This is a genomic window from Jatrophihabitans cynanchi, assembly GCF_027247405.1.
GTDB classification, from domain to species: domain Bacteria; phylum Actinomycetota; class Actinomycetes; order Mycobacteriales; family Jatrophihabitantaceae; genus Jatrophihabitans_B; species Jatrophihabitans_B cynanchi.
The window spans coordinates 863,162-888,092 of the sequence record NZ_CP097463.1 but is presented as its reverse complement, the minus strand read 5'-3'; the positions used below and the strand labels follow the sequence as shown (position 1 = coordinate 888,092).

Here is a 24,931-nt window from a genome sequence, read left to right as displayed (position 1 = left end):
TCGGGCGGCCCGCGCAGCGACCTACTTCCAGCGGAAGTGGACGAAGACGCGTCCGAAGTTGTCGGAGTCCTTCTCGACCCGGTGATAGACGGCCTTGATGTCGTTGCGGTCGAGGAAGCGCAGGACCCGCTTCTTGAGCTGGCCGGACCCCTTACCGGTGATGATCTCGACGAGCGGCGCCTTCTTGGTGACCGCCTCATCGATGATCGCGTGAAGCGCGCGCTCGATTTCGTCGCCACGGTTGTAGATGTCGTGCAGGTCCAGCTTCAGCTTCACAGGCTCATCGTGCACCTGGCGACGCCGAGACGGTTCGCATGGGACGACGGTCCTTGAGCGCACAAGACGGATTCATCTCGTAGACCCACGATCGCCGACTGGCGCGGCGGAGACAACGAGTTGGCCCTTGAGCTTGCCGCCGTAGCCGGCCACGCCGTCGACCAGCTTGCCGACGACGGGAAAGTCGCCGATCAGCCAGAAGTGCGGCGATAGAGAAGACCAAGTAACGATCGGGCAGCGCGTTCAGGGGCGTGCCTTGCAGCCCGCTCAGTCCCCGCCGAGCACGACCTCCGGGCCGCCTTCCAGGTCGGCCCACGCGGCGCACTTGCCATCAGGACGGCGGATGCCCGGACCGCCGCGTTCCCCGCATTCGTGTTCGTAAGGATGGTGCTTCCGGCACTCCTTCAACGCCTCGATGGCCTTGTGCCGGGCGACGCGCGCTGCACCCGCCTGCGCGTCGTATTCGCGTGTCAACTTGTCAGCCCGGTCGATGTGCTTCTGATCCTCCGCGATCGCACGATCGGCCTGTTCGACTTCCGACGGCAAGATGGCGTGACTGCGGACCTGGATGTCGTAGCGCTGCTGGTTGTAGAAGACGGTGTGCATGAGCCGCGCTTCCCAGCTCATGTGTACCGCGTCGTGATACGCGGCGTCCGCGTCCTTGTAGGCGAGGATCTTGTCGATGCAGGGGTCACCTGCCCGCGCTTGGGTGGAGAGTTGCTCGGCGTAATGCCGGGCCGTGGCGCCGATGACGTGGAGCTGCTCGAGCTGGCGAGGCTCGGTCTCTCGACCCTCGCGGCTCGAGTGCTGTCCCGCGGTGCTGTCGGTGTCGGCCATCGGAACTCCTTGACGGGCGATCAGATCGGATGTCACGATCCCGCGGCCGCTCGATTCACGCAAGTAGTTGATCAAAACATCGTCAGGCCGCTGCCCTCGTGGCAGTCCTCCTCCACGTCGTCGACGCCGACAAGCGACATTCAACTGGCCACGGAAGTCAGCGAGGATCTTGATGCCGAGCTCAGCTATCGGCAGCGCACAAGCTATCTGTTCGCCCGACGGGGTCCGACAGCATGCGCGGGATCGACCGGTCGGCACTTCGCAGAAGCATGCGATTCGTCGCTGAAATGGTCGCTCAGCGGCACGGCCATCGAGTCGGAGGTCGTCGCCTCGCGGCACATGATCGCTCCGTGCCGCCGTCCGACGACAAGTCGTTCCGAGCGCTCTAGTGTGTTCTGCGATGACCGACAACTGGCTGTCTGACACGCGAACCTCGTACGACACCGACGCCTCCGGTTACGCCGACAAGGTGCGCGGCCTGCTCGAGGAGAGTCCTTACTTGCGCGCAAGCCTGGCGTTGTTCGCCGAGTTGGTGCGTGATGCTGGTGGCGGTCGGGTGGCCGACGTCGGCTGCGGTCCGGGCTACGTCACCGATTACCTCCACCAACTTGGCGTAGACGCATTCGGCATCGATCTTTCGCCCGGCATGATCGCTATCGCGAGGCGCGACTACCCAGACCTCGACTTCGAGGTGGGGACGATGACCGACCTCGACCTGGCCGACGACTCCGTCGCGGGAGTACTCGCGTTCTGGTCGGTGATCCACGTGCCGGATCACGTTTTGCCCGCAGTGTTCGCGCAGTTCCATCGGGTGCTGCACCCGGGATGTCCGTTGCTCGTTGGCTTTCATGTCGGTGACGGGACGCGCCGCGACGGGTAGCGCGTCCTCGGACGATCCCTGCTCTGGTTGCTAGCCGGGTTGCCTGTGGACGTGGGCGTGCAAGCCGTCGCGGTTGAAGATCTGGATGATCTCGGCAGGTGCGCCTTCGGGTGACACGGCGTGCGGGGTCATCGTGTTGAACTCGGCGGCCTCACCCGTCTCGACGATGATGTCGCGGTCGCCGAGCCGCAGCCGGACCCGCCCGGACAGCACGAAGAACCAGTCGTGACCCGGATGCACGCGTAGCTCATCGGTCTGCCGTCTGGGCTCGAGCCGCGTCTTGACCGCGATCGTGCTACCGGTCGGCCGACTCAGCATCCACGTGGTGCGTTTGCCGCTTCGGCTCGGACTCGGGCGGATGACGACATCGTCGTCGCCGCTGACGTCGAGCAGGGCATCCAGGTCGACCTGCAGCGCCCTGGCCAGCGGGACGAGCACGTCGAGGCTGATGGTGCGATGTCCCGTTTCGATGCGACTGATCGTGGACGCGCTGACGTTGGTGCGCTTGGACAACTCCTCGAGGGACAGGCCGAGCGTCGTGCGCAGACTGCGCAGCCGGGTTCGGACGACCTGCTCGACATCGTCCGTTGCGCTCTTGCTCGACATCTTGCGAATATAGCAAAGCGAGTTGCGATATCGAGTGTCGCGGTCGTACCGTCGCGGCCATGAGTGATCGACACGATCGGCCCGTCCGGCGGCACTGCGACGTGTGCGTTATCGGCGGCTCGGCAGCAGGCCTTGCCGCGGCCCTGCAGCTGGGCCGCCAGCGCCGCTCGGTCATCGTCGTCGACGCGGGTGAGCCGAGGAACGCGCCGGCCGCCCTCATGCACAGCTTCCTCGGCCGGGACGGCACCGCACCCGGCGAACTGATCGACGCAGGGCGCGAAGAAGTGCGCAGCTACGGCGGCGAAGTGCTGACCGGACGAGCGAGCGATGTGCGCCGCCTCGACGACGGACGGTTCGAGGTCCGACTCGAGGGCGGTCACGCGGTGATCGCCCGGCGTGTGCTCGCTGCCACCGGTCTCGTCGACGAGCTCCCTCGCATCGTGGGACTCGCCGAGCACTGGGGACGCGACGTCATCCACTGCCCGTTCTGTCACGGCTACGAGGTGCGCGATCGGCGGATCGTGCTGCTCGCAGTGCACGCCGGTGGGCTGCACCCGGCAGCACTGTTTCGCCAGCTCACCCACCGGTTCACCGTGGTCGTGCAACCCGACGCGGGCGTCGACGACGCCGACGTCGCTGCGCTGCGCGCGAGCGATGTCGATGTCGTCGAGGGAACGGTGCGACGCGTCGTCGAGGATGCAGCAGGTCACGTCGCCGGCGTCGAGCTCGCCGACGGCACCGTCATCGACGCGGACGTGATCGCGATCGGCCCGCGGTTCACCGCGCGTGTTGATGCCTTCGCATCACTCGGCCTGCGGCCGGTCGCACATCCGAGCGGAGCGGGCGACCGCATCGAGACGGACGCGGCGGGGCAGACCTCCGTGCAGGGTGTGTACGCGGCGGGCAACGTTGCCGACCCCGCCAATCAGGTGCTGCAGGCCGCTGCTGAGGGAAGCCGGATCGGCTCGATGATCGGCTTCAGCCTCGCCGAAGAGGACATGCGTGTGGCGGCTCGGCCGTCGGCGAACGCGCTGGACTGGGACGACCGCTACCGCGATGAGCCGCTCTGGAGTGGCAACCCGAACGGCTCGCTGGTGAATGAGATCAACGGACTATGTCCGGGCACCGCGCTGGACGTCGGCGCTGGGGAAGGCGGGGACGCGATCTGGCTGGCTGCACAGGGCTGGACCGTGACCGCGAGCGACGTCTCGCAGCGTGCCTTGGATCGAGTGGCAGTGGGCGCACGGCAGCGCGAGGTGAGCGTCGAGTGTCTGCTCGCGAACGCGAACGACTGGCAGCCCTACGGCGGGCGCGCGTTCGGCCTGGTGTCGGCGCAGTACGCATCGATCCCACGCACACCGGACGGCAGCGGCGTGCACAACCTGCTCGCGGCGGTGGCGCCCGGCGGCACGCTGCTCGTCGTCAGCCACGACATCGAGCCGATGCGCCAAACGGTGGATCCGGCGCACGGCCGCCCCTTCGATCCCGATGCCTACGTGCGCGTCGAGGACGTCGCCGAGGTCCTGCGCTCTTCATCAGGATGGACCGTCGACGTCTACGAGAAGCGCGAACGTCCACCGGGCGCCGCCACGACCGCGCACCACGTGGAGGACGTCGTACTGCGCGCGACCCGACGCTGAGTACGCGTCGAACGCCCGCGGGTCATCCTTCGCGTTCGCGCAAAGGCGAAGACCTCGTCCGCAGGACGGTTGACGAGAATCGTGTGATGCCCGCCTCGGCGGACACGGTACTGATCTACGCGAGATACTTGCCCAGCGTCTCGAGGATGCCCCGACTGCCGGCCTCCCGGTTCGGACCGTCGGCCCAGAACTGGTCGAAGAAGACACCGTGCTCGATGTGCGTGAGGCGGGTGCCCTGGTCGATCGGCTCGAACTCGAACGACGCCACCGATGTCGACATGTGCACGCCGTCGAGCCACATGTCGTAGGTGTTGACGATGCGCACGTGCTCGACGATGTCGGTGTAGGTGGCCTCGAACCGCGACACCGGCCCGTTGTGGAAAGTCGCCTCGGCTATGTCGCGTCCTCCGACCCGGAAGTCGAACGCCCACTCATCGCGTTCGAAGGAGTCGCCGTCGCCGAACCATTGCAGCTTCTGCTCTCCCTCGGCGAACGCGTCCCAGACGCGCTCGACGGTAACGGGGTAGTCGCGGGTCAGGGTGAATCCGGCGCGAGCGAGCCGGCGTGTGATGGTCATGGCGCTACCGCGTGAAGTTGACGTGGATGGTGCCGCTTTCGGCCACCTCGGACGTCACTGTGTGGGTCAGCTCGAGGCCGTCCAGGTCGTCCCACAGCCGGGTTCCCCTGCCCAGGATGATCGGGGCGATCATCACGTGCAACTGATCGACCAGCCCGGCGAGCAGGAAGTCACGCGCGGTGCCGATCCCGCCACCGACGCGGACGTCGTTGCCGCCGGCGGCCTCGCCCGCCTCGGCGAGCACCTCTTTGCTGGCGGCGTTGCGGAAGTGGAACGTCGTTCCCCCCTCCATCGGGATCGACGGGCGGGGCGCGGTGTGGGTGAGCACGTAGACCGGGGTGTGGAACGGCGGCCGGTCGCCCCACCAGCCCTTCCAGTCCGGATCGTCGGGGAACGAGTGCAGGCCGAACATCGCCGCACCCATGATTTCCGAGCCGATGCCCTCGAAGGACGCCCGGGCGTACCGGTCGTCGATGCCGGTCGTGCCGGCGCCACTGGTGTCGCCGAAGACGAGCTCGCGGAACGTGCGGGTGGCGGCATAGGCGGCCGTCAGCCGCTCCCAGTCCTTGCCCATCGGACTGTCGGGAGTCGGTTCTGCGGTCGCGGCATAGCCATCGAGCGAGAGGAACAGATCGAGTCGAACGCGGGTCATGTCAGTCTTCCTTCGGTGTGGTGCGGACCAGGTGGATGCCGAGCCGGTCGGCTTGGCGTTCTGCGGACGTGCGTTGCTCGCCGAGCCAGAGCTGCAGCACGTCGAGCCCGCCGGGTTTCAGGCTCACCGTGCGAACGCGCCCGTGCTTCTCCGACGTGACGATCCCAGCGTCCTCGAGAACGCGCAGGTGCTGCATGAGCGACGGCAGTGCCATTGCGAACGGTGCCGCGAGTTCGGACACGACTGCCGGCGACTTCACCAATCGCTCCACGACGGCGCGGCGCGTCGGATCGGCGAGCGCGCGCAACACGGCATCGAGCTCGGCATGAAACTTAGGCACATACCTAACTATCGCGGTAGGGCACACGCCTGTCAAGCCTGCTGCGTCGGGCAATCAGACGGTGATCATGACTGCGATCCAGCCACGTCGACGCCTTCTCCGCGGTGGTTTCGCCGCAGCCGTTCGTGCAGCGCTTGCGCGCGGGCGGCGGGGATGGTGCGGCCTTGCTCGACGAGCTCGGCGGGCACCGGTTGGGGTGCGGGCAACAGCGCCGTCCACGGGTCCGCGTCACCGATCAGGGTGGGCACCGTGCGCACGGTGAAGTCGGCCGGGGTCACGTCGGCGAGAGCTGACCATGCGACGGGAAAGGACACCGGCGTGCCCGGCCGCAGCCGCGGGCTGTACACGGCGGCGACGCTGGCGCCGCCGACGCGGGTGGAGTCGAGGAAGACCTTCCCCTCGCGATCGTCCTTGATGAAGGCGGTCGTGGCGAGGGTCGGGTCGAGTGCCTCGGCCCGGACCGCCAGCGCGCGCGTGGCCAGGGCGACCTGCTCGGTGTCCGCCTCGGTCACCGGGACGAATACGTGCACGCCCTTGGACCCGCTGGTCTTCACCGCGCCGGCCAGGCCGACGTCGGCCAGCGCCTGGCGGACCAGGTCGGCCACGGCGATCACCGAGCGAAAGTCACCGCCCTCGGGCGGGTCGAGGTCGAGGACGAGGTGGGTGGGGACGTCGGTGTCCGGAACCCGGAACAGGGTCGGATGGAACTCGACGGCACGCTGATTGGCGAACCACAACAGGGTCCGCCGGTCGTTGCACAGCGCGTAGGTGATCTCCCGCTTCGAGGCTGCCGACCATACCGGCGTGGTGGCAACCCAGTCCGGCGTGTACTTCGGCACGTTCTTCTGCATGAACGGCTTCTGACCGCGCAGCGCGCGGATGACCGACAACGGCCGGTCGCGGAGGGCAACAATGACCTGCGGGTGGAGCGCGTCGAGGTAATCGACGAGGTCGCGCTTGGTGGCTCCGGCGCCCTCGAACAGTTGCTCGTCCAAGTTGGTGAGCGCGACGCCGTCACGGGTTTCACTCGTAGCCACCGGACCATCCTCTCCCGGAGCAAGCTGTCCGATCTGCGCACGGACCGCCGTGTCGGGTCAGTGATCGCCGCTAGGTTCCTGCTCCTTGGTCGCCGTGCACAGAAAGATGCCGAACTCGCGGCCGTTCTTGACGACCGATGTCGCGTCGACGAAGCTGACGTCGGCGAACCCGGCGCGGGTCAACTGCTCGGCAAGGCGCTTCCTGTCGAATCCGTGATGTCCGTCGAAGTCGGCCTTGTCGGCGTGGAAGGCGCCGTCGGGATCCTCGTCGAGGTCCGCGATGCACAGCCGGCCGCCGTCGGCCAGCAGGCCCGCCACGGACCGCAACAACCTGTCCAAGTCCTGCACGTGATGCAACGCCATGGAACTCCACACCACGTCGTAGATCCCATCGAGCCGATCTGTCATCAGGTCAGCCTGGACAGCGCGCACCCGGTCACCGAGTCCGGCCGCCTCGATCCGTTCCCGCGCAACCTGCACCATTCCCGCGGACGGGTCGGTGACGACGACGGAGGCGACCTGGTCGGCGAGCAATATGCTCAGCCGGCCGGTACCACCGCCGACGTCAAGAGCGGTCATCCGCCGGCTGAGGTGCACGGCCTCCTTGATGGCCCGGGCCACGGCCACCTGCCGCTTCTCGTGGTCCGGGTCGTCGTCCCAGGTCGCGGCCGCCTCGTCGAATCGCTGGTGTTCGTGCATGTACTCGACCCTAGTCACGGCGCTACCACCGATGTGCAGGTTGCCCAGGTTTGACGGTCCTACCCTGCTACGAACGGCGGCCGGCGGTTTCGACCAGACGGGTCGAGCAATGTCTGCCGCTGGGTCGTTGCCGATGAGCACCGGGTCGCAGGATTGTTGTGGCAGGTTGTCGTATCGGCGCGATGCTGTTCGTGGTGAGTGTGGACGGCGGTCATCGGGGCCGCTCGCACATGAGGAGAACTGACATGACGCACTACCTGCTGGCTGTTCACGGCCCTGTCGAGAGGAACGAGTTCGGCAGCTACGCCTCGAAGGAGGAGATGGAGGAGGCGTTCGCCGCCACCGGCGCCTTCAACGACAAGCTGCGTGCGCAGGGCTACTGGGTATTCGCGGGCGGGCTGGCGCCGGCCGGGACGGCGACCGTCGTCGACGGCCAGGGGCAGACACCGGTGATGACCGACGGCCCGTACCTCGAGACCAAGGAGGCGCTTGGCGGTTTCTGGGTCATCGACGCACCCGACCTCGACGTGGCACTCAGCCTGGCAGCCGAGGGCTCCCGCGCGTGCCGGGGCAAGGTCGAGGTCCGTCCCTTCGACGGTCTTGCCTGAGCGCATCCGACCCACGACAGGGCCGCCGCAGCGGGACACGGCGGCAGTCGAGCGCGTCTTCCGTGCGGAATACGGTCGCCTGATCGCCTCGCTCGTCCGCCGATTCGGCGACATCGACACCGCCGAGGAGGCGGCGGGCGAGGCGCTCGTCGTTGCACTGGAGAAGTGGCCGGAATCCGGCGTGCCGCCCAACCCCGGCGGCTGGCTAACCACCACAGCGGGCAATCGTGCGATCGACCGGATCCGCCGCGATCGGCAACGCGAGGCAAAGCATCAGGCAGCCCTCATGGTCTACGACAACACGCACGACGAGCCCGCCGGACCGGTCGAGGACGACCGGCTACGGCTGGTGTTCACCTGCTGCCATCCCGCGCTCGCACCGGAGGCGCGGATCGCGTTGACGCTGCGCCTTCTCGGTGGGTTGACCGTGGCTGAGATCGCGAATGCCTTCTTCGTTCCCGAGACCACGATGGCGCAACGAATCACCCGGGCAAAGAAGAAGATCGCCGCGGCAAACGTGCCCTACCGCGTGCCGGAGTCCGCGGATCTCCCCACCCGGCTCGACGGCGTACTGACTGTGCTGTTCCTCGTCTTCAACGAGGGCTACCTCGCCACCGGTGACGGCGACCCGGTTCGCGCCGAGCTGACCGGCGAGGCGATCCGGCTCACCCGCGTGCTGCGCGGGCTACTCCCTCGCGAACCGGAGGTGACCGGACTGCTCGCGCTCCAGGTACTCACCGAAGCGCGCCGCGAAGCCCGCGTACGGAACGGGCAACTCGTCCCGCTCGACGAGCAGGACCGCGGCAGCTGGAACCGCGCGCTGATCGCCGAAGGTCACGACCTGGTCCGGGAATGCCTGAGGACCAACAGGCCCGGCCGCTACCAGATCCTCGCCGCGATCAACGCCGTCCACACCGACGCCCGCACCGCGTCGGACAGCGACTGGCGGCAAGTCATCGCGCTCTACGACCAGCTGACCCGGTTCGATCCGTCGCCGATCGTGGTACTCAACCGTGCTGTCGCAGTTGCCGAGCTCGACGGCCCCGAGGTCGCCCTCGCGTTGATCGACCGGCTGCCACTCACCGGATACCACGCGTTCCACGCCGTCCGCGCTGACCTTCTGGCCAGACTCGGCCGCAGCGCCGAGGCACGCGACGCCTACGACGCGGCGATCGCAGCAACCGGCAACACAGCCGAACGCTCCTACCTGAACCGAAAACGCGCTGAGCTGGTCTAGGCTCCGCGCCTTCATCGCTACCGCCGCCAGTTGGCTGACTCGCGTAGTGCTGCCGGGCGAGCGAAACCCCGGCTGTCACGGGAACTGCGTCCAGCGCCCTTCGGAGACGACCTCGACCGTACCGTCAGCGACCTTGATTGCCGTCTGGTCGTCCATGACGTAGGCCGGGCCGTCGATCTCGGTGGCCCAGCGCTGCGCCTCGTCCATGCTGTTCGTCGGGAAGACGTCGAGGTGGGGAAAGATCGAGAAGTCGACGATGCCCAGCGTCGTGTCGTCCGGTGCGGAGGGCCACTCCACGAAGGCGCCACCGATACGGGGAGTCATCACCATGCTGCCGGCGCTCACTCCCACCCAGACCGTCTCGGGCAGTGCGGGCAGGAGACTCGCCAGCCCGGATTCGCGCATCCAGTGGCACAAGTAGGTTGCGTCGCCGCCGTCGACCAGCAGGACGTCGGCCTCGCGGACCCACGGCTCCCAGCGGTCCTGGCCGATGCTGCGCAGGGCCGTCAGCTCCAGCAGGCCCAGCGTCTTCCACTCCATCGAGGACAGGCCACCCCAAGGCGGCAGCCCGCTGACGAAGCCCCGCGCCGAGACCGGTCCGCACAGGGGGTGGCCCCACTGCGCGGTCGGGATGCACAGTGCGTCGGCCTCGGCGGTCGGCTTGCCGAGCAGGTCGACCAGTGCGTCGGCGATGCTCGGATTCGTGACGCCGCCAGAAGTGAGAAGAAGCTTCACCAATTCCTCCGGATCAGGTGCGAGCGGCAGTGGGCCCGGCGAACGGACTAGGTATGCTCACGTGGCGCCGGCGAACGCACGCTTCGTTCGCGGTCACGCTGTCACCCTTCCCGTGACGGTGCGGCGGCTGGCGCGTTCTGGCTCAACGCAACAGCGCGAGATCTCGCCGGATGTAGCGCAGGTGTGCCCACTCCTCCTCCAGGATGACGCGGATGCAGTCACCGACGCTCGGGCGCCAGTCATCGCCGCCCCACGGGTCGTCGCGTTCCTCGGCGAGCAGTTCCGGGGTGGCCGTCGCCAGGAAGTCGGTCACGAGCCGCTGCCGGTCGGCACGCACCGCGAGGATCTCCTCGTAGCCTGGTGGGTCCACCCGGAAGATCGACATGTCGAAGCCCATCTCGGCCGCCCCGGTGAAGATCTGGCCGATGTCGTGGAACGGCTGCTGCATCCGCAAGATCCCGCCGCGCAGCCAGGCGTCGGTCGCCAGGACGAGGTGCCGCAGCGTCTGGGCCAAGGACCATTCGTCCTCGACGTGGGCGTCCACCAGCTCCGGTGGCGTGTCCGCCACGGTCGTCTCCCACGCGGCCTGCACCGCGACCCAACCCTGGCGCAGGCCCTCGGGTGTCTGCGACTTCTGCAGCTCGCGACCCGGGAACCGGCGGTTCAGCTCGGCATCCACGAGCGGCACCACATCGACGCCGTTGACGAACAGGCTGCCGAAGAACAGGTCGTGGCTGTCGATGTCCAGTCCGCCCACGTCGACGCTTCGCATCGTCACACCGCTGACATCGCAGGACCGGAACGTGGCGCCCTTGAAGCTCGCCCTGATGAACGCGGCGGCCTCGAACTCCTTGGTGCGGGAATAAGTCGTCATTGCGCCATCATGACCGCTATCGGTGACAGCGCGCCCGCGGGCCGGCGCAGAGCTTCACTCGCCCGCGCCGTCCGAGGCGCTTGGCACCGGTGAAATGGGACCCGGGCGGTCGCGTTGCGCTCATCGGTTCAGGCGGTAGTCGACCAAGAGGTGGCCGCTCGGTGACGTCGAACTGCGAACTGCTCGGAGCCGAAGCGACGGTAGCCCGTCGAGCAGCCTGCGTCCGCTGCCGACGATCCGCGGCGCGACCACGAGCCGGAGCTCATCGACGACGTCCGCGGCGAGCAATGCCTGGGCTACCGAGATACTGGCGTGAACGCCGATGTCACCACCTGGCTGGTCCTTCAGTCGGCGGGCGAAGTCGATCAAGTCGCCGTCAACGGTGCTCGCGGTGGCCCATTCCCGATCGAGCGGGGTGGAGCTCGCGACGTACTTGGCGACGCCGTTGATGAACGTCGCGAACGGCTCGATCTCGCTGCCGGGCCAGTACGAAGCCCACTCGTCGTAGCTGCGCCGGCCGAGGATCACCGCGTCCTGCGTTGCGATCAGTGCTGCGAGGTTGGCATCCATCGCGTCGTCCCAGCCGAAGAACTCCTCCGGGTTCTCGGCCACGCCGTCAAGTGACAGCAGTTCGTACACAACGATCTTCCGCATGGTGCGGCCCCCCAGTTGATGCCGACTCCTGCAGCCGTGGGGATCGCGCTACAGGTCGGCAGCCGATCGCCGTTCGGCACACCGATCCTGCCACGGGCGAGCCGTATCGCCGGCGCGCTGCACGTCCCGAGCCGGCCGCCGGAACCGCGGGCGAGCGCTGCCGCCGATGCCGTGAGCGCTGCCGCCGAGCGCTCGGTCCTGTCCGGCTACCGAGATTCGACAGCGGCGCGGCAACGGTCCTGACCGGTCGTTCGCCAACTGCTTCCTCACCCCGCCTCGTGCGCGAAGTCTGGCCGTATTGGCCGCGAACGCCGCCCGGCAAGGTAGTGTCAGTGGTACTGAGGCTCTGTCGCACGCCGGCCGCCATGCCGGTTTCGCCCTCGGCGATCGACGAGCTGGATCCCCTGCGGATCCACGAAGAGGCATACATGGTTACCGACCAGATCCGGTTGGAAGACACATCGCTCCCAGTCCTTGACAAGGAATGCTGCGCAGTGTGCGAGCACGAAACGGCTCGGCATGACGCCGTCGGGCGCCGGTACTGCGCGGCCACCCAATCACACGCCCTACGGCGGAACTGCATCTGCCGGCTGGCGTGATCTCCTTCGTCTGGTCGCCCGGCAACGTCCTACCCGCGGGCACCGGAGGCTCGGAGAACTACACGACCGGCCAGGTACGCGAACTCAACGGGCGCGGCGTGCCGGCACGGGTGGTGACCGTCGGCTTGGGTCACGCAGACGGCCGGGACCAGTTCACCGATGTGCCATTCCTGTCGGTGGCGCAGCTCTCGGACGTCAGTCGCCTGACCGACACGGTCGTCTTCGTCAACGACATCGCGCACGTTCCGACGATCAAACCGTCCTTCCAGATACTGCACAACCCGCCGCCGATCCGGGAGAAGTACCGCGCGCTCGCCATCGAGAGCGTCCGGGATCGCGTGCTGATCGCCACGAGCCGGTACTCGGCCAGGCTGTGGTCGGAGTATCTCCGGGTCGACAGCGCTTCGGTCCACGTGGTGTATCCCTTCGCCGAGTCACCGTTCGCCCTCGCGGACCGCCACGACGCGCCACGCGGGTCGACCCGGATCCTGTACGCCGGGCGGCTGAGCCCGGAGAAGGGCATCTACACCCTGCTGTCGATGCTGCACGTGGACGTCATCGCGGACGACCCGCTGCTGACCTTCACGGTCACCACGGCCGGCGCGGACAAGCCGCAGGGCAAGGTCATCGAGCAACTCGTGGCCGCGCATCCGGGCCTCGGCGTCGCACCGGCGCGCAAGAGTCCGGCGAGCATGTCATCGCTGATGGCCGAGCACGACATCGTCGTGATGCCCTCCAACGGACAGTATTGGCACGAGACCTTCGGGATCGTGGCCATCGAAGCCCAGCACACCGGCTGCTGGGTCGTTGCGTCGGACGACGGTGGGCTCCCCGAGACCGACTGCGGTGGCGTGATCCTGATCGAACCGGACAACGCCGAGGCCCTCGCATGGGGCATCCGCGACGCCGTCGCCAGAGGACCGATGTCGGCGGCGCTGCGAAGTACGGCTACCGGCCGGTTCACCGTCGGCCAGTCCGTGGACGCCCTGCTCGAACTGCTCAGCCGCCACGGGCATCGGTCCGCACCGCACCTCGAACGCGAGCTCGAGGCGATCATCCGGCTCCCCTCGCCACCGCTGCGACTGCCCGCCCCGCGCGGGGTGCGCGCCGAGACCCCCGCTCCGGCCTAGGGCTCGGGCCTCGTACCCACGGCGCTACGCCGTGCGATGCTGGACAGATGGTCTTCAACATGAACGTCGGCGGCGGGCAGTCGATCTTCGCTCAGGCCTCCACGCGGCTGAACGAGGTCGACGCGGAGTTGCGCGACAAGCACACCGGCAAGCCCGCGGAGGACATCAGGCCGCTGGCCATCCTTGCGCTCCGGCGAATCGGTGTCAGCCTGTCCGACGCGGAGATGGTCGCGTACGCGGACGCGGTCTCCCGCGGCGGGAAGTACCAGTTCCACGTCAGCTGACGCACGCCAAGGCACACCACGAGCAGTGCGGCGGGCAGTGCGAACGTGCGCGTAGCCATACCTCCCGCGGGACGGTCAGGCTTGCTTCAGGCGCTGCGCCAGCATCACGATGATGCCGCTGGGGCCGCGCACGTAGCTGAGCTTGTACACGTCCTCGTAGGTCGCGACGCCGCGCAGCGGATGGCAGCCGTGTCTGGCTGCGATCTCGAGTGCCTCGTCGATGTCCTCGACGGAGAACGCGACGCGGTGCATGCCGATCTCGTTCGGCCGGGTCGGTTCGGTCTCGATCGCGTCGGGGTGGATGTACTCGAACAGCTCGAGGCGGCCGCCGCCGTCCGGCGTTTCGAGCATGGCGATCTTGGCGTGGTTGCCGTCGAGGCCGACGGCGGTATCGGTCCACTCACCACTGACCGTGTCACGACCGAGGACGGTCAGTCCGAGGTCGGTGAAGAAGGCGATCGCCGCGTCCAGGTCGCGGACGGCGATGCCGACGTTCTCGAGTCTGATGGGCATAGGTGCACGGTATCGAGCCCGGCGCGCTCAGGCGGGTGCTCGGCGGCTTCGGTAGCGCTCGTAGATCACCCGCGAGCCGAACGTGCGCGTCTCGATCAGGTCCAGTGCGACGGTGTGGGTGACCGGTGGCAGCAGGGGGGTGCCCCCACCGACGACGACCGGATGGCGAAAGATGCGCAGCTCGTCGACCAGGCCGAGCTCGAATGCCGCGCTGCCCAGGCCGGCGCCACCGACCTCGATGTCCTTGTCGGTCATGGCGACCGCCGCGGCGACCTCCTCGGCGAGCGACGACTGCGCGAGCCGGGCGTTGCCCTGAACGGCGTCGAGCGTGCGGCTGAACACGACCTTCGGCAGGGCGGACCACACGTCGGCGAACTCGGCCCCGAGCTCGCCGTCCCGCAGCGACGGGTCGGTCTCCCACACCAGCATGGTCTGGTAGAGCTTGCGACCGCACAGGATGCTTCCGAGCTCGCGTACCCGAGCCAGGTGGAAACCGAACAGCTCGTCGTCCGGGGCCGACCAGTCGAACGTGCCGTCCCGGTCGGCGATATAGCCGTCCACGGACACGCCCATCGAATAGAACAGCACGGCTCCAGCTCCTCGGATCGATCCGCCAGTAGGAGGTCAGCGCCACCTCGGGTTCCTATGCTGCCGTACCCGGACGACATCGCGGGCCGGCGCGAGGAGGAACGCCCTATTCGGTGCGGGTGCCGGACGGGCGGCGGCGCGTATCGCCCGCGGCTGCTCGCAAGCGGCGCAAGGTGTCGTCGGGTTGCTCGGGCCGGTGATCGTTCGCTGCCGGCGGCCGCGTCGGGATCGTCCGCCGGGCGAGGCCGCGCCGGCGGCGCAACGTGCGCGGCCGGTGCTGCAGCGTGTGTATCCAGCCGGCCTGGCGGGTTTCCAGCGCGGTCACGTGACGGTGATGTTCGGCGACGATGTCGGCGCGGTCGAGTTGGCCGACGACGACACGGTTGTCGACCACGGGCAGGCTCTCGAGGCCATGGACGGTGAGGTGAGTGAGCGCGGAGGACAGGTAGTCCGAGTGGCTGATCGGGCGGACCGTGTGTGCGGCGACGGCGGCGGCCGTCGCGGGCCGGTCGGTCCGGTCGGACTCGTCGGTCCCATCGGCCTCGCTGGCCTCGTCCAAGTCGGCCGCGGTGATCAGGCCGAGGTAGTGCTGCTGGTCGTCGACGACTGCGATGACGGCAAGCCCTTCGGCCGCCATGGTCCTGCGGACGTCCTCGATGCTCGCGTCGGCGGGCACGCAGACCGCGGGCCGCATCACGTGGTGGGCCAGGCGCATCCGCAGTGCCCCGACCTCGGTGCGGAAATCGACCCGGAACCCGCGATGGGAGAGCTTCTCGGTCATCAGCCGGTCGGTGAGGAACACCTCGGCGACCAGTTCGGCGAACGCGACGCCGATGAGCATCGGGACGACCATGTGGAATTCGCCGGTGACCTCGGCGGCGAAGACGACCGAGGCGAGTAGCGCCCTGGTGGCCGCGCCGAACGTGGCCGCCATCGCGACGAGCGCGAACGCGGCCGGCGACACGTGCAGGCCGGGGAACAGCGCGTTCGCGCCGTGTCCGAGAAGGGCGCCCATGGTCGCGCCGACCAGGAACATCGGCGCCAGCGTGCCGCCGGAGGTCTGCGAGCCGAGCGAGATCCACCACGAGATCAACTTCGCGGCGAACAGGGTGCCGAGCGCGGCCAGCGTGAACCGCCCGTTCAGGGTGTCGCTGATCGCGGAGTAGCCCATCGACAGCGTCCGCGGCTCGAACAACCCGATCAGCGAGAAGCCCAGGGCACCGATCAGCGGCCACCAGAAGATGTTCACCGGCAGCCGGCGGAAGGCGGCCTCCATCGCGAACAGGCCCTTGTTGAGCACCACCGCCATCACTCCGGACGCCAGCCCGAGCACGGCGAACAGCGGCAGGTGCGCGAGCCCGACGTGCAGGTCGGCGTTCATGGCGAACAGCGGGGTCGACTCGAAGGCGACCACGTGGATCGCGGCCGCGATGCCGCAGGCGATCGACAACGGCACGACGGTGCGCAGCGACCGCTCGAAGAGCACCAGCTCGATGGCCAGGATGACGGACGCGATCGGCGCGTTGAACGTCGCGGACATCCCGGCCGCGGCCCCGGTCGCCAGCATGATCTTCCGCTCGGCCGGTGAGACCGACAGCACCTGGCCGATCAGCGACCCGATCGAACCGCCGGTGACGATGATCGGTCCCTCCGCGCCGAACGGGCCGCCGGTGCCGATCGTGATCGCGGCCGAGAGCGGCTTGGCGATCGCGGCTCGCGGCCGGATCCGGCTGTCGCGCACCAGGATGGCCTCCAGCGACTCGGGAATCCCGTGCCCGCGGATCACCGGCGACCACATCGCGAGCAGCGACACGAACAGCGCCCCGGCGAGCGCCGTGAGCACGACCCAGCCGTCCGGGTGGTAGCCGCGCAGGCTGGGCAGCGACGTGCCGACGTCGTGCAGCAGGGTCAGGTGGGTGATCAGCCCGATGAGCTTGAACAGCCCGACCGAGGCGCCGCCGCCGACCAGGCCCAGGACGACCGCGACCGCGGAGAGCAGCCACATGCGTCCCGCGGTGGTCTCACCGCTGACCTTGACATCGATCCGGGGACGCAGGGAGAGCCGCTGGGCGCGGGAGATCGTCACATCTGGCAGACGCTATCCGCCTGCGTGCCACGCCGACGTATCGGGTCACGAGCTAGTGAGCCACGACATAGCGTCGCGTCCGGCGCCGGCCGGCCGGGTCGCGTACTAGGTTCGGGCGATGCCCTGCCGTGTCGGAGTTCAGCTACCTGAAGTAGAGCGTGCGGTGCCGTGGCGCGAGATGGTCGCCATGGCTCAGGCGGCCGAAGGGGCCGGGTTCGACTCGATCTGGCTGGGCGATCATCTGCTCTACGACCTTCCAGACGGTGAGGTGCGCGGGCCGTGGGAGGTGTGGACCGCCCTCGCGGCACTGGCGTCGGTGACCGAGCGGGTCGAGCTCGGCCCGCTCGTCGCGTCGACGAGCTTCCATGCGCCGGCCATGCTCGCGAAGCTCGCCGCCACGGTCGACGCGATCTCTGGTGGACGCCTGATCCTCGGACTCGGTGCCGGTTGGAACGAGCGGGAGTACACGGCTTTCGGATTCGCCTACGACAAACGGGTCTCGCGTTTCGAAGAGGCGTTCACGATCATCCGCGAACTCGTTCGCAGCGGGCGGAGCGACTTCCGCGGCAGGTACTACGAGGTCGTCGATTGCGTGCTGGACCCGAGGCCGGTGCGCCCGGGCGGACCGCCGCTCATGCTGGGTTCGGTCAGCCCGCGCATGATGCGGATCGGGCTCCCGCACGTGGACTGCTGGAATGTCTGGTGGAGCGACTACGGCAACGACGCCGAGGGATTCACAGCGGTACGCGCACGGGTCGAGGACGCGGCCGGGCAGGCGGGGCGCGCTCCGGGCGAGGTGGAGGCGACAGCCGCAGTGCTGGTGCAGCTGCCGGGCGGGACGGGGCGGCTGATGGGTGAGACCTACAACGACCGCGCCGTCCGGCCCGTCCCTGTCGCAGGACTCGCCGAGCACCTGCACGCGATGGCCGGCGCCGGGGCCGCGCACCTGCAGCTCGTCCTCGACCCGATCACCGTCGGGTCGATCGAGTCCGCCGGCGAGGCGCTGCGCGAGTTCCGCGGCAGCTGAGCCTGCGCCGCGAGCACGACAGAACCCGGCCGGCGCTATGCGGTCTGCCCCAGTGCGGCTCGTGCCCGTGCGAGCACCTGCGTCAGGGCCCGGGCTGCGGCGTCGGCATCGTCGAGGTCGTCCCAGATCGGGCCGCTCAACTCCGCCGATCTGGCCAGGACGCGTTCGAGCATCGCCCGCCCGGCGGCGGTGGGGGAGTCGTCGGCGACGAGCCGGCGCTGTTCGAGGCCGGCGACCAGCTGCTCGGCATCGGCGAACTGGGCGCGGTCGGCGAGCCGGGCCCGCAGGGCGCGACCGTCCGGCTGGTCGGCCACGCGCAGCGCGACCCAGAGCCGCTCGTCGAGTCCGGTCCCGTCCAGCGACCGGCGCAGCAGCGCCTGCAGCGTCTTCTCGGTCTCGCCGATCAGTTGCGGGCCGAATGATGTGGTCATCGTGCGCCTCCAGGTAATCGTTGGTCTCGCCAACGATACCGGATATTCGTGGGTTGCGCCAACGAATGCGCTAGGCTCGGTCGGTGCCAGGAAGCCGGATCGATCGAGCGCCCACGTGGCTCTTGTCGCGTGCTCATGCGCGGGCTCAGGCGATCCGCGTCGAGGCGTTCGCCGCGGCCGGATCCAGCGGGTACCTGTCGCGGCTGCTGGCGTCGCTGGCCGACCAGGGCGTTGCCTCGCAGGCCGAGCTGAGCAGGCGGACCGGAATCGATGCGTCTGACGTGGTCGCCGCCGTCAACGAGCTGGCATCGCGTGGCTTCGTCACCCGGCAGCGAGATCCGCAGGACGCCCGGCGCAACATCGTCGCGCTGACCGCCAGCGGCCGCAAGGAGTTGGCCCGCCTCGATGCTGTGGTTGCCGACATCCAGGACCGCTTCCTCGCCCCGCTCAGTGAGTCGGAGCGCCGTACCCTGCTGAGGATCCTCGGCAAGCTCACTCTGCGTTCCGGATTGGGTGCCTAGGCTCGGGGCCATGCCCACCCCGACGCGACAGATCCAGCTCGCGGCGCGCCCGCACGGCGAGCCCACCCAGGACGACTTCCGGCTGGTGCACGTCGAACTCGACGACCCGGGACCGGGGCAGGTGCTGGTTCGCAATCTCGTCATGTCCGTCGACCCGTACATGCGTGGGCGGATGAACGACGTGCCGTCCTACGCCCCGCCCTGGCGGCTGGACGAGCCGGCGCAGGGCGGAGCCGTCGGCGAGGTGATCGCGTCGGCCGATCCCGCGGTCGCTGCCGGCACGCTGGTGGTGCACAACGCGGGATGGCGCGAACACGCGCTGCTCGGCGCCGGCGAGTTCCGCCCCGTCGCGCCGCTGCCGGGCCTGCCGTCCTCGCTCTACCTGGGTGCGCTCGGGATGACCGGACTGACCGCCTACGTCGGGCTGTTCCGCATCGCGGCGTTCAGCCCGAAGGACACGGTGTTCGTCTCCGGAGCGGCCGGGGCCGTGGGCAGCATGGCCGGCCAGTTGGCGAAGCTGCAGGGTTCCCCGCGGGTGATCGGCAGCGCCGGATCACCGGAGAAGGTGCGTCACCTGCTCGACGACCTGGGCTTCGACGCGGCGTTCGACTACCACGACGGGCCGGTGTCCGCGCAGCTCGCCGAGGCGGCTCCCGAGGGCATCGACGTGTACTTCGACAACGTCGGCGGCGAGCACCTCGAGGCCGCCATCGGTGCGATGAACGTGTTCGGCCGCGCGGCGATCTGCGGTTCGATCTCGGGCTACAACGCCACCGAGAGGCCGGCGGGTCCGCGCAACATGAGCCTGCTCACCGGCAGGCGACTGACCCTGCGCGGGTTCCTCGTCTACGACAACGCCGACCTGCAGGACGAGTTCGACGCGATGGTCCGGCCGGCCCTGTACGACGGGCTCGTCGCTCGCGAGACCGTCGTGCAGGGACTCGACGACGCGGTGTCGGCGTTCATCGGCATGCTGCGGGGCGCGAACACCGGCAAGATGATCGTGCGCCTGGCGCCCGACCCGGGCTGAGCGGGCACGGTCCGTTACTGACGCTCGCTTCGGCGTGAAGTAGCTGAACGCGGCCCCCCGCGACCGCGGCCATCTGGATCGCGCTCTACGCCGGCCCGCCGCCGGCGCCCCGGCGCGGTGGTGGGTGCCGGACCGGTCCGGCGCTAACATGGACAGGTACCGCCGCTTCACGCCGCGACGGTGCTGAACTCAATGGTGCTGAGTCCGATGGTGCTGAACTCGATGGTGCCGGGTCTGCGGCGACCTGCCTCGCGCGGGTGTCGCGCTGTCCGTTGCCGTGCTGCCCAGCCGCCAGCGCCGCCCGTTGCTGCCAGTGCTGCCCAGTGCCGGCTAGAAGCGCAGCGGTGGGCGGTCTGTCGGCTCCGTGGTGTCGAGCGGTGATCGCGGAGCGGGCGTCCCGGGGCTGTCCGGCCGGACGTCGCTCGCCCGACCGCGGGTGTGCGCCGGCGGCCCGCCCGGCCGCCGGGCAGGGCTTTTTCAGGAGGGGTTTGTGGCTCGATCAGGTAGGCGCCGGACGGACGCTCGCCCTGCCGCGACGCGGCGACAGCACCACGTCCGCAACAGCGAGGACCTCATCTCGCTGCTCGCCCGTGCCGTGCGTGAGGTGCAGACAGCCGTCGAGCGACGCCGCGTGACGCCCGCGGTGCGTGCGAAGTTCCAGGTTGTCGCGATGCTCGTGCGCGAGGAACACGCCCGGGTCCAGGCGAAGGTCAGCAGCCAGGCCCACCGGGTCGAGCAGCTCAAGCGCCTGGACGGGATCGCGACGATCCTCGCCAAGACGGCGGTACGCGATCCTGCTCTGCTCGCGCTGCTCGCCGAGGATGCCGTCGTCTCCGACGCGGCGCGGTTGCTCAGGTGGGACATGTTGCGGTCACTGGGTATCGACGAGGCCTTCGGGGAGATCGCGGCGCCGAAGCTCGCGGCCGCTCCCGCCGCCACCGAGCGCCAGGTCGTGCCCCAGTCGGTCGTTGCCCGGCAGCTGGCGAACCCCTTCCTCGCTCCGGACTTCAGCTCCGTCCGGCCGAGGACGCGCGGTGCGCGGCGACTGGCCGGGTGGGAGCTGCTCACTCCGCTGCTGAACTCATTCGAACGCGCGGACAGCGGAGCCCCGGCGTGCATGCAGCTGCCCGCGCCGGACTCGACGCGAATGCCGGGTAATCGGGCACTGATGCCCCATCAGGCGCAGGTCGTCGCCGCGGCCGCCGCCGGGCACCGGACGTTCCTTCTCGCCGACGAGCCCGGCCTGGGCAAGACCGCGCAGGCGTTGCGCTCGGCGGAGGCGGTGAACGCCTATCCGCTGCTGGCGGTCGTACCGAGCGTCGTCAAGACCAACTGGGCCCGCGAGGCCGGCATGTGGACACCGAACCGGTCGGTCACCGTGGTCAACGGCAACGGCGACACGGTCGACGGTTTCGCCGACATCGTCGTCGTCAACTACGAGGTGCTCGATCGCCATGTCGGCTGGTTCGGCGAGTTCGGCTTCCGCGGCATGATCCTCGACGAGGCGCATTTCATCAAGAACCGGTCCTCGCAACGGTCGCAGCACGTGCTGGACCTCTCCCGGCGCATCCGATCGCGCACCGCACACCCGTTGCTGATGGCCCTCACCGGCACCCCGCTGATCAACGACATCGAGGACTTCCGGGCCATCTGGCAGTTCCTCGGGTGGGTCGACGAGACCGAGCCGCTGGCCGAACTACTGGACCGTCTCGAGGAGACCGGGCTGACGCCCGCGGACCCGGGGTTCTACGCGGCCGCTCGGCAGTGCGTGATCGACCTCGGCATCGTCCGTCGGCGCAAGGTCGACGTGGCTGCCGACATCCCGGCGCGCCGCACGGCCGACCTGCCCGTCGAGCTCGACGAGCGGGTCGGCCGGTCGATCCGGGCGGCGGAGCGCGACCTGGCCCGCCGGCTGGTGGCCCGGTACGAGACCGCGCTGGCGAACCGCCGATCCGGCGCCGTTACCAGCGGCATAGACGAGGACCTGGTGCGCAAGGTGGCCGCGTGGGAGCAGAAGGACGCGAGCACGACGGAGGCCGGCGAGAACGTCTTCAGCATGATGCGGCGCATCGGCCAGGCGAAGGCGGGCCTGGCCGCCGACTATGCGGCACAGCTCGCGCGGAGCGCGGGCAAGGTGGTCTTCTTCGCCAAGCACGTCGACGTCATGGACGTTGCGGAGGAGGCCTTCGCGAAGCAGGGAATGCGCTTCTCCTCGATCCGCGGCGGACAGACGCGGACGGCGCGGCAGAAGAACATCGACGCCTTCGTGAACGATCCGGACGTCGCCATCGCGGTCTGCTCCCTGATGGCCGCGGGCGTCGGCGTCAACCTGCAGGTCGCCTCGAACATCGTGCTGGCCGAGCTGTCGTGGACCGACGCCGAGCAGACCCAGGCCATCGACCGCAGCCACCGCATCGGCCAGACCGAGCCGGTCACCGCGTGGCGCATCATCGCCGCGCAGACCATCGACAGCAGGATCGCCGAACTGATCGACCGCAAGGCAGGCCTCGCTGCCAGGGCGCTGGACGGGTCGGACGAGCAGGTGTGGTCGTCGGCCGACGTGCAGCACGAGGCGCTGGTCGCGCTGCTGACAGACGCGCTGACCGCCGCTGCGGGGGAGCGGGCGGTCTCCTGACCCCGGTGGCCACCGCTGCCGGCGGCCTGACGTTCAGACCGCGAACAACCGGGACGGGTCCTGGAAGGCCTTGAACTCCAAGGCGTTGCCCGCGGGGTCGAGGAAGAACATCGTCCACTGCTCGCCCGGTTCGCCCTCGAAGCGGACGTAGGGCTCGATGACGAAGTCCGTTCCGGCCGCGGTCAACTGCTGCGCCAGTTCCTGGAAGCGCGCGACGCTGAGCACGAGACCGAAGTGCGGAACCGGCACGTCGTGACCGTCGACCGGGTTGGTACCGGCGACCCGGTTGGCATGGCCCTCGACCTGGTGCGTGACGACCTGGTGGCCCTCGACGTTCCAGTCGGTCCAGCGCTCCGCAGAGCGGCCGCGCCCGAACCCGAGCACCTCGCCGTAGAAGTGGCGGGCCGCTTCGATGTCGTCGACGGGGATGGCCAGGTGGAACGGCGGCAGCGCGGCGTGCGTCATAGCCGCAGAGTACGTGTCAGCGTGTCCGGTTCCAGCCGGGGTCGCCGCCGAACGTACGCAGGGGGGTAGATCATCTGCGGCCGCGGGACTAGGCTCCGCGATCACCAAACATGCTCGGGACGGAGTGATCATGAGTCGAATGCGCGGCGTCGAGCCGAACACCAACCACGAACGGCCGGTGACCAAGCAGGGACAGGGAAAGTACGTCACGAGCAAGAGATTCACCACCGGCGAGAAGGGAACCTACGTCGGCGAGGTGAAGGGCGTTCACGTCCACATCGTCGGCAGCAACACGCACCTGCAGATCGGTGACGACCGCGAGAACTTCAACCCGAAGAACCAGGCCGACGTGACCAAGATGATCAAGTGGTTGAAGTCCAAGGACTCCTCGCTCGCCAAGAAGGGTTCGGCCGAGGTCATGGCTTGGCTCGGTCAGCCGACCGCCAAGAGGACGTAGCCCGCCGCGGGCGCTGCCGGTCGGTCGCGTTGCTCAGGTGTCCCTCGCATAGCGCAGGCCCGGTCCCGGTCGGAACCGGCGCAGTCCCGGCAGCACACGCAACAGCCAGCGGCGCAACGGACGCCGGCGTCGGTCCGGTGCATCGAGCCGGCGTCGGTACCACGCGCATACCGCGGCGTACGCGGCGACGACGACCAGGACGTATCCGCAGACGGCCGCGGCGACCGCGAGGTTGCCGGCGCCGGTGACACCGTGGGCCAGCAGGGTGACGCCGACGAGTCCTAGGGTGTGCCGCGTGGTTCGGCCCGCGGGGGAGGACCAGTGGACCGGCCGGTGCCAGGCGCGGACCCGTGACGCCGCGCTGGGCGTGGGCGCGTCGAGGTCCCGTTCGAGTTCAGCGAGGATCTGCTGCTCGTGCTCCGACAGCGACATCGGCTGCCTCCCATCGGTACGTGTTGTCGGCGCGGCGGTCGGTATCGGCATCGGGGCTGATGGGGTACGCGGCGAAGCGGATCGGACTGTGGTGGCCGATGACGATCGCGGCGAAGCCGAGCAGCGTCCAGACGAGCAGCACGCTGAGGTGACTGCCGGCGCCGTCGCCGTGGAAGTAGGCGGCGCTGCGCAACAGATTCGCCCCGGCGCCCGGAGGTAACCAGCGTCCGAGGTGGTTCACGGCGTCGGGCAGCAGTTCGGGGGCCGAGGTCGCGCCGGAGAAGGGATTGCCGATGAACACCATCAGCGCAGCCGCCAGGCCCAGGCCGGGCACGCCGATGAGAGCGATCAGGCCGGCGGTCGCCGCGCTGATCGACAGCATCGTCAGAGCGAGCGTTGCCCAGCACGCCACATGCTCTTGGGGCAGCGCACCGAGCAGCGCCTGCGCGACCAGGTAGGCGCCCAGGCCGGCGCCGGCCGACACCACCGACAGGGCGAGGATCTGTCGCCACGCCGGCCGGAATTTGACCAGGACGCCGACGGCCCCCGCCGCGATGATGCCGCAGATCGTCAACGGCAGCAGGGCGGAACTGAACACCACGCCGTTCGGGTCGTCCGCCGAGAGCGGCACGACGTCGCGTAGCGAGGCGGACGGGTCGAACCGCTGCCCGATGCCGGTCAACAGCTTGGCGACCGCCGGGCTGGCGGCACTCGCCACGAACACGGTGATGCCCTGTGGCCGCACCTCGAACGCGCCGTACACGTCCCGGTTCTCGATCGCGGAGCGGGCGGCCGCGTCGTCGGCGTACAGGCGCAGGTCGAACCCGCCCGGGCTCGCGAGGGTGAGGTGCCGGATCAGCGTCTGGCTGCCCGCGTTCGACCCGATGATGGCGACCGGGACGTCGCGCGGCTGGATGCGACCGGCCGGCCACGCGAACGCGAGCACGGCCAGCGTGATCAGCACCGGTAGGAGGATCGAGACGATCAGCAACTGCCGCCACGGCGGGTGAGCGGTCAGCGTTCTCATCGAGGGCTCCGGCTGTATAAAAAATGATCGTTCGCTTTAGTCTGACACCAGCAT

The 24,931-nt window shown here is 69.0% G+C and carries 29 protein-coding genes and 1 pseudogene; 12 read left to right on the top strand and 18 right to left on the bottom strand.

What is annotated here, in order from left to right; all coding sequences use genetic code 11:
* Positions 1–21: 21 nt before the first annotated feature.
* Together M6B22_RS04325 and M6B22_RS04320 are read right to left on the bottom strand one after the other, a co-directional pair.
* Positions 22–276, bottom strand: a complete 255-nt coding sequence (locus M6B22_RS04325) for a Smr/MutS family protein (RefSeq protein WP_269444549.1) — start codon at positions 274–276, stop codon at positions 22–24.
* A gap of 267 nt (positions 277–543) precedes the next feature.
* Positions 544–1,113 (bottom strand): hypothetical protein, encoded by a 570-nt coding sequence (locus M6B22_RS04320; RefSeq protein WP_269444548.1) that lies wholly within the window; start codon positions 1,111–1,113, stop codon positions 544–546.
* Between the two features lie 400 nt (positions 1,114–1,513).
* Here M6B22_RS04320 and M6B22_RS04315 point away from each other — a divergent pair.
* Positions 1,514–1,981 (top strand): annotated as a pseudogene (locus M6B22_RS04315) (class I SAM-dependent methyltransferase); the annotation flags it as partial.
* Between the two features lie 42 nt (positions 1,982–2,023).
* Here the strand turns inward: M6B22_RS04315 and M6B22_RS04310 are convergent.
* A complete protein-coding gene (locus M6B22_RS04310; RefSeq protein ID WP_269444546.1) occupies positions 2,024–2,599 on the bottom strand; it encodes a helix-turn-helix domain-containing protein in 576 nt (191 codons plus the stop codon).
* 59 nt (positions 2,600–2,658) lie between these two features.
* Here M6B22_RS04310 and M6B22_RS04305 point away from each other — a divergent pair, with 59 nt between their 5' ends.
* Positions 2,659–4,239 (top strand): bifunctional NAD(P)/FAD-dependent oxidoreductase/class I SAM-dependent methyltransferase, encoded by a 1,581-nt coding sequence (locus tag M6B22_RS04305; protein WP_269444545.1) that lies wholly within the window; start codon positions 2,659–2,661, stop codon positions 4,237–4,239.
* 115 nt (positions 4,240–4,354) lie between these two features.
* Here the strand turns inward: M6B22_RS04305 and M6B22_RS04300 are convergent, their stop codons facing one another.
* The 5 genes from M6B22_RS04300 to M6B22_RS04280 form a co-directional block, all read right to left on the bottom strand.
* Complete coding sequence (locus M6B22_RS04300; RefSeq protein ID WP_269444544.1) at positions 4,355–4,816, bottom strand: SRPBCC domain-containing protein; 462 nt, start codon at positions 4,814–4,816, stop codon at positions 4,355–4,357.
* Positions 4,817–4,820: 4 nt separating this feature from the next.
* On the bottom strand, positions 4,821–5,468 hold the full coding sequence (locus M6B22_RS04295) for a dihydrofolate reductase family protein (protein ID WP_269444543.1): 648 nt from the start codon (positions 5,466–5,468) through the stop codon (positions 4,821–4,823).
* Between the two features lies 1 nt (position 5,469).
* Entirely contained in the window at positions 5,470–5,808 is a 339-nt protein-coding gene (locus M6B22_RS04290) for an ArsR/SmtB family transcription factor (RefSeq protein WP_269444542.1), read from the bottom strand.
* A gap of 65 nt (positions 5,809–5,873) precedes the next feature.
* Positions 5,874–6,845 carry a DNA polymerase domain-containing protein gene (locus M6B22_RS04285; protein WP_269444541.1) on the bottom strand — a complete coding sequence of 324 codons (972 nt, stop codon included), beginning with the start codon at positions 6,843–6,845 and terminating at the stop codon, positions 5,874–5,876.
* Positions 6,846–6,902: 57 nt separating this feature from the next.
* Positions 6,903–7,544 (bottom strand): class I SAM-dependent methyltransferase, encoded by a 642-nt coding sequence (locus tag M6B22_RS04280; protein ID WP_269444540.1) that lies wholly within the window; start codon positions 7,542–7,544, stop codon positions 6,903–6,905.
* 245 nt (positions 7,545–7,789) lie between these two features.
* Here M6B22_RS04280 and M6B22_RS04275 point away from each other — a divergent pair, with 245 nt between their 5' ends.
* Both M6B22_RS04275 and M6B22_RS04270 read left to right on the top strand, forming a co-directional pair.
* Positions 7,790–8,152, top strand: coding sequence for a YciI family protein (locus M6B22_RS04275; RefSeq protein WP_407935640.1), 363 nt, complete (start codon positions 7,790–7,792; stop codon positions 8,150–8,152).
* On the top strand, positions 8,145–9,389 hold the full coding sequence (locus tag M6B22_RS04270; RefSeq protein WP_269444538.1) for an RNA polymerase sigma factor: 1,245 nt from the start codon (positions 8,145–8,147) through the stop codon (positions 9,387–9,389). The genes M6B22_RS04275 and M6B22_RS04270 overlap by 8 nt, the downstream gene beginning before the upstream one ends.
* 75 nt (positions 9,390–9,464) lie before the next feature.
* Here M6B22_RS04270 and M6B22_RS04265 read toward each other — a convergent pair whose 3' ends face one another.
* The 3 genes from M6B22_RS04265 to M6B22_RS04255 all read right to left on the bottom strand — a co-directional run bounded on the left by M6B22_RS04265 (position 9,465) and on the right by M6B22_RS04255 (position 11,652).
* Positions 9,465–10,124: a Type 1 glutamine amidotransferase-like domain-containing protein gene (locus tag M6B22_RS04265; protein WP_269444537.1), complete on the bottom strand. Its 660-nt coding sequence runs from the start codon at positions 10,122–10,124 to the stop codon at positions 9,465–9,467.
* A 142-nt stretch (positions 10,125–10,266) separates the two neighbouring features.
* A complete protein-coding gene (locus M6B22_RS04260) occupies positions 10,267–10,998 on the bottom strand; it encodes a DinB family protein (RefSeq protein WP_269444536.1) in 732 nt (243 codons plus the stop codon).
* A 120-nt stretch (positions 10,999–11,118) separates the two neighbouring features.
* Positions 11,119–11,652, bottom strand: coding sequence for a dihydrofolate reductase family protein (locus tag M6B22_RS04255; protein WP_269444535.1), 534 nt, complete (start codon positions 11,650–11,652; stop codon positions 11,119–11,121).
* A 365-nt stretch (positions 11,653–12,017) separates the two neighbouring features.
* Between M6B22_RS04255 and M6B22_RS22085 the strand changes: the two genes are divergently transcribed.
* The 3 genes from M6B22_RS22085 to M6B22_RS04245 are packed head-to-tail and all read left to right on the top strand — an operon-like array spanning position 12,018 to position 13,665.
* Positions 12,018–12,251, top strand: a complete 234-nt coding sequence (locus M6B22_RS22085; RefSeq protein WP_407935589.1) for an RGCVC family protein — start codon at positions 12,018–12,020, stop codon at positions 12,249–12,251.
* Positions 12,248–13,381, top strand: a complete 1,134-nt coding sequence (locus M6B22_RS04250) for a glycosyltransferase family 4 protein (protein WP_269444534.1) — start codon at positions 12,248–12,250, stop codon at positions 13,379–13,381. Before M6B22_RS22085 ends, M6B22_RS04250 begins: the two co-directional genes overlap by 4 nt.
* Positions 13,382–13,428: 47 nt before the next feature.
* Positions 13,429–13,665, top strand: a complete 237-nt coding sequence (locus M6B22_RS04245; RefSeq protein ID WP_269444533.1) for a hypothetical protein — start codon at positions 13,429–13,431, stop codon at positions 13,663–13,665.
* Positions 13,666–13,740: 75 nt separating this feature from the next.
* On the opposite strand, the gene M6B22_RS04240 is transcribed toward M6B22_RS04245, so the two are convergent.
* From M6B22_RS04240 to M6B22_RS04230, 3 genes are all read right to left on the bottom strand, one after another.
* The gene (locus tag M6B22_RS04240; protein WP_269444532.1) at positions 13,741–14,178 is read right to left on the bottom strand and encodes a VOC family protein; all 438 of its coding nucleotides are present in this window, start codon (positions 14,176–14,178) and stop codon (positions 13,741–13,743) included.
* 27 nt (positions 14,179–14,205) lie between these two features.
* Positions 14,206–14,766, bottom strand: a complete 561-nt coding sequence (locus tag M6B22_RS04235) for a dihydrofolate reductase family protein (RefSeq protein WP_269444531.1) — start codon at positions 14,764–14,766, stop codon at positions 14,206–14,208.
* Positions 14,767–14,872: 106 nt separating this feature from the next.
* Positions 14,873–16,852: a chloride channel protein gene (locus M6B22_RS04230; protein ID WP_269444530.1), complete on the bottom strand. Its 1,980-nt coding sequence runs from the start codon at positions 16,850–16,852 to the stop codon at positions 14,873–14,875.
* Between the two features lie 163 nt (positions 16,853–17,015).
* Between M6B22_RS04230 and M6B22_RS04225 the strand changes: the two genes are divergently transcribed.
* The gene (locus M6B22_RS04225; RefSeq protein ID WP_269444529.1) at positions 17,016–17,879 is read left to right on the top strand and encodes an LLM class flavin-dependent oxidoreductase; all 864 of its coding nucleotides are present in this window, start codon (positions 17,016–17,018) and stop codon (positions 17,877–17,879) included.
* Between the two features lie 35 nt (positions 17,880–17,914).
* Here the strand turns inward: M6B22_RS04225 and M6B22_RS04220 are convergent, their stop codons facing one another.
* Positions 17,915–18,310, bottom strand: a complete 396-nt coding sequence (locus M6B22_RS04220; RefSeq protein ID WP_269444528.1) for a hypothetical protein — start codon at positions 18,308–18,310, stop codon at positions 17,915–17,917.
* 83 nt (positions 18,311–18,393) lie between these two features.
* Between M6B22_RS04220 and M6B22_RS04215 the strand changes: the two genes are divergently transcribed.
* From M6B22_RS04215 to M6B22_RS04205, 3 genes are all read left to right on the top strand, one after another.
* The gene (locus M6B22_RS04215) at positions 18,394–18,831 is read left to right on the top strand and encodes a MarR family winged helix-turn-helix transcriptional regulator (protein WP_269444527.1); all 438 of its coding nucleotides are present in this window, start codon (positions 18,394–18,396) and stop codon (positions 18,829–18,831) included.
* Between the two features lie 10 nt (positions 18,832–18,841).
* Entirely contained in the window at positions 18,842–19,861 is a 1,020-nt protein-coding gene (locus M6B22_RS04210; protein WP_269444526.1) for an NADP-dependent oxidoreductase, read from the top strand.
* 490 nt (positions 19,862–20,351) lie between these two features.
* Positions 20,352–22,496 (top strand): DEAD/DEAH box helicase, encoded by a 2,145-nt coding sequence (locus M6B22_RS04205; RefSeq protein WP_407935639.1) that lies wholly within the window; start codon positions 20,352–20,354, stop codon positions 22,494–22,496.
* A 33-nt stretch (positions 22,497–22,529) separates the two neighbouring features.
* Here the strand turns inward: M6B22_RS04205 and M6B22_RS04200 are convergent, their stop codons facing one another.
* Positions 22,530–22,961: a VOC family protein gene (locus M6B22_RS04200; RefSeq protein WP_269444524.1), complete on the bottom strand. Its 432-nt coding sequence runs from the start codon at positions 22,959–22,961 to the stop codon at positions 22,530–22,532.
* A gap of 130 nt (positions 22,962–23,091) precedes the next feature.
* On the opposite strand from M6B22_RS04200, the gene M6B22_RS04195 reads away from it, so the two are divergent.
* Complete coding sequence (locus M6B22_RS04195; RefSeq protein ID WP_269444523.1) at positions 23,092–23,418, top strand: hypothetical protein; 327 nt, start codon at positions 23,092–23,094, stop codon at positions 23,416–23,418.
* Between the two features lie 33 nt (positions 23,419–23,451).
* Here M6B22_RS04195 and M6B22_RS04190 read toward each other — a convergent pair whose 3' ends face one another.
* Both M6B22_RS04190 and M6B22_RS04185 read right to left on the bottom strand, forming a co-directional pair.
* Positions 23,452–23,850, bottom strand: a complete 399-nt coding sequence (locus M6B22_RS04190; RefSeq protein WP_269444522.1) for a DUF3040 domain-containing protein — start codon at positions 23,848–23,850, stop codon at positions 23,452–23,454.
* On the bottom strand, positions 23,813–24,877 hold the full coding sequence (locus M6B22_RS04185; protein ID WP_269444521.1) for an ABC transporter permease: 1,065 nt from the start codon (positions 24,875–24,877) through the stop codon (positions 23,813–23,815). The genes M6B22_RS04190 and M6B22_RS04185 overlap by 38 nt, the downstream gene beginning before the upstream one ends.
* Positions 24,878–24,931: the final 54 nt, after the last annotated feature.

Excerpts from the sequence above, each read along its gene's own strand:
- M6B22_RS04320 (WP_269444548.1), bottom strand. The coding sequence starts at position 1,113 with ATGGCCGACACCGACAGCACCGCGGGACAGCACTCGAGCCGCGAGGGT.
- M6B22_RS04310 (WP_269444546.1), bottom strand. The coding sequence starts at position 2,599 with ATGTCGAGCAAGAGCGCAACGGACGATGTCGAGCAGGTCGTCCGAACC.
- M6B22_RS04305 (WP_269444545.1), top strand. The coding sequence starts at position 2,659 with ATGAGTGATCGACACGATCGGCCCGTCCGGCGGCACTGCGACGTGTGC.
- M6B22_RS04300 (WP_269444544.1), bottom strand. The coding sequence starts at position 4,816 with ATGACCATCACACGCCGGCTCGCTCGCGCCGGATTCACCCTGACCCGC.
- M6B22_RS04295 (WP_269444543.1), bottom strand. The coding sequence starts at position 5,468 with ATGACCCGCGTTCGACTCGATCTGTTCCTCTCGCTCGATGGCTATGCC.
- M6B22_RS04280 (WP_269444540.1), bottom strand. The coding sequence starts at position 7,544 with ATGCACGAACACCAGCGATTCGACGAGGCGGCCGCGACCTGGGACGAC.
- M6B22_RS04275 (WP_407935640.1), top strand. The coding sequence starts at position 7,790 with ATGACGCACTACCTGCTGGCTGTTCACGGCCCTGTCGAGAGGAACGAG.
- M6B22_RS04260 (WP_269444536.1), bottom strand. The coding sequence starts at position 10,998 with ATGACGACTTATTCCCGCACCAAGGAGTTCGAGGCCGCCGCGTTCATC.
- M6B22_RS04255 (WP_269444535.1), bottom strand. The coding sequence starts at position 11,652 with ATGCGGAAGATCGTTGTGTACGAACTGCTGTCACTTGACGGCGTGGCC.
- M6B22_RS22085 (WP_407935589.1), top strand. The coding sequence starts at position 12,018 with ATGCCGGTTTCGCCCTCGGCGATCGACGAGCTGGATCCCCTGCGGATC.
- M6B22_RS04245 (WP_269444533.1), top strand. The coding sequence starts at position 13,429 with ATGGTCTTCAACATGAACGTCGGCGGCGGGCAGTCGATCTTCGCTCAG.
- M6B22_RS04240 (WP_269444532.1), bottom strand. The coding sequence starts at position 14,178 with ATGCCCATCAGACTCGAGAACGTCGGCATCGCCGTCCGCGACCTGGAC.
- M6B22_RS04220 (WP_269444528.1), bottom strand. The coding sequence starts at position 18,310 with ATGACCACATCATTCGGCCCGCAACTGATCGGCGAGACCGAGAAGACG.
- M6B22_RS04210 (WP_269444526.1), top strand. The coding sequence starts at position 18,842 with ATGCCCACCCCGACGCGACAGATCCAGCTCGCGGCGCGCCCGCACGGC.
- M6B22_RS04200 (WP_269444524.1), bottom strand. The coding sequence starts at position 22,961 with ATGACGCACGCCGCGCTGCCGCCGTTCCACCTGGCCATCCCCGTCGAC.
- M6B22_RS04195 (WP_269444523.1), top strand. The coding sequence starts at position 23,092 with ATGAGTCGAATGCGCGGCGTCGAGCCGAACACCAACCACGAACGGCCG.
- M6B22_RS04190 (WP_269444522.1), bottom strand. The coding sequence starts at position 23,850 with ATGTCGCTGTCGGAGCACGAGCAGCAGATCCTCGCTGAACTCGAACGG.
- M6B22_RS04185 (WP_269444521.1), bottom strand. The coding sequence starts at position 24,877 with ATGAGAACGCTGACCGCTCACCCGCCGTGGCGGCAGTTGCTGATCGTC.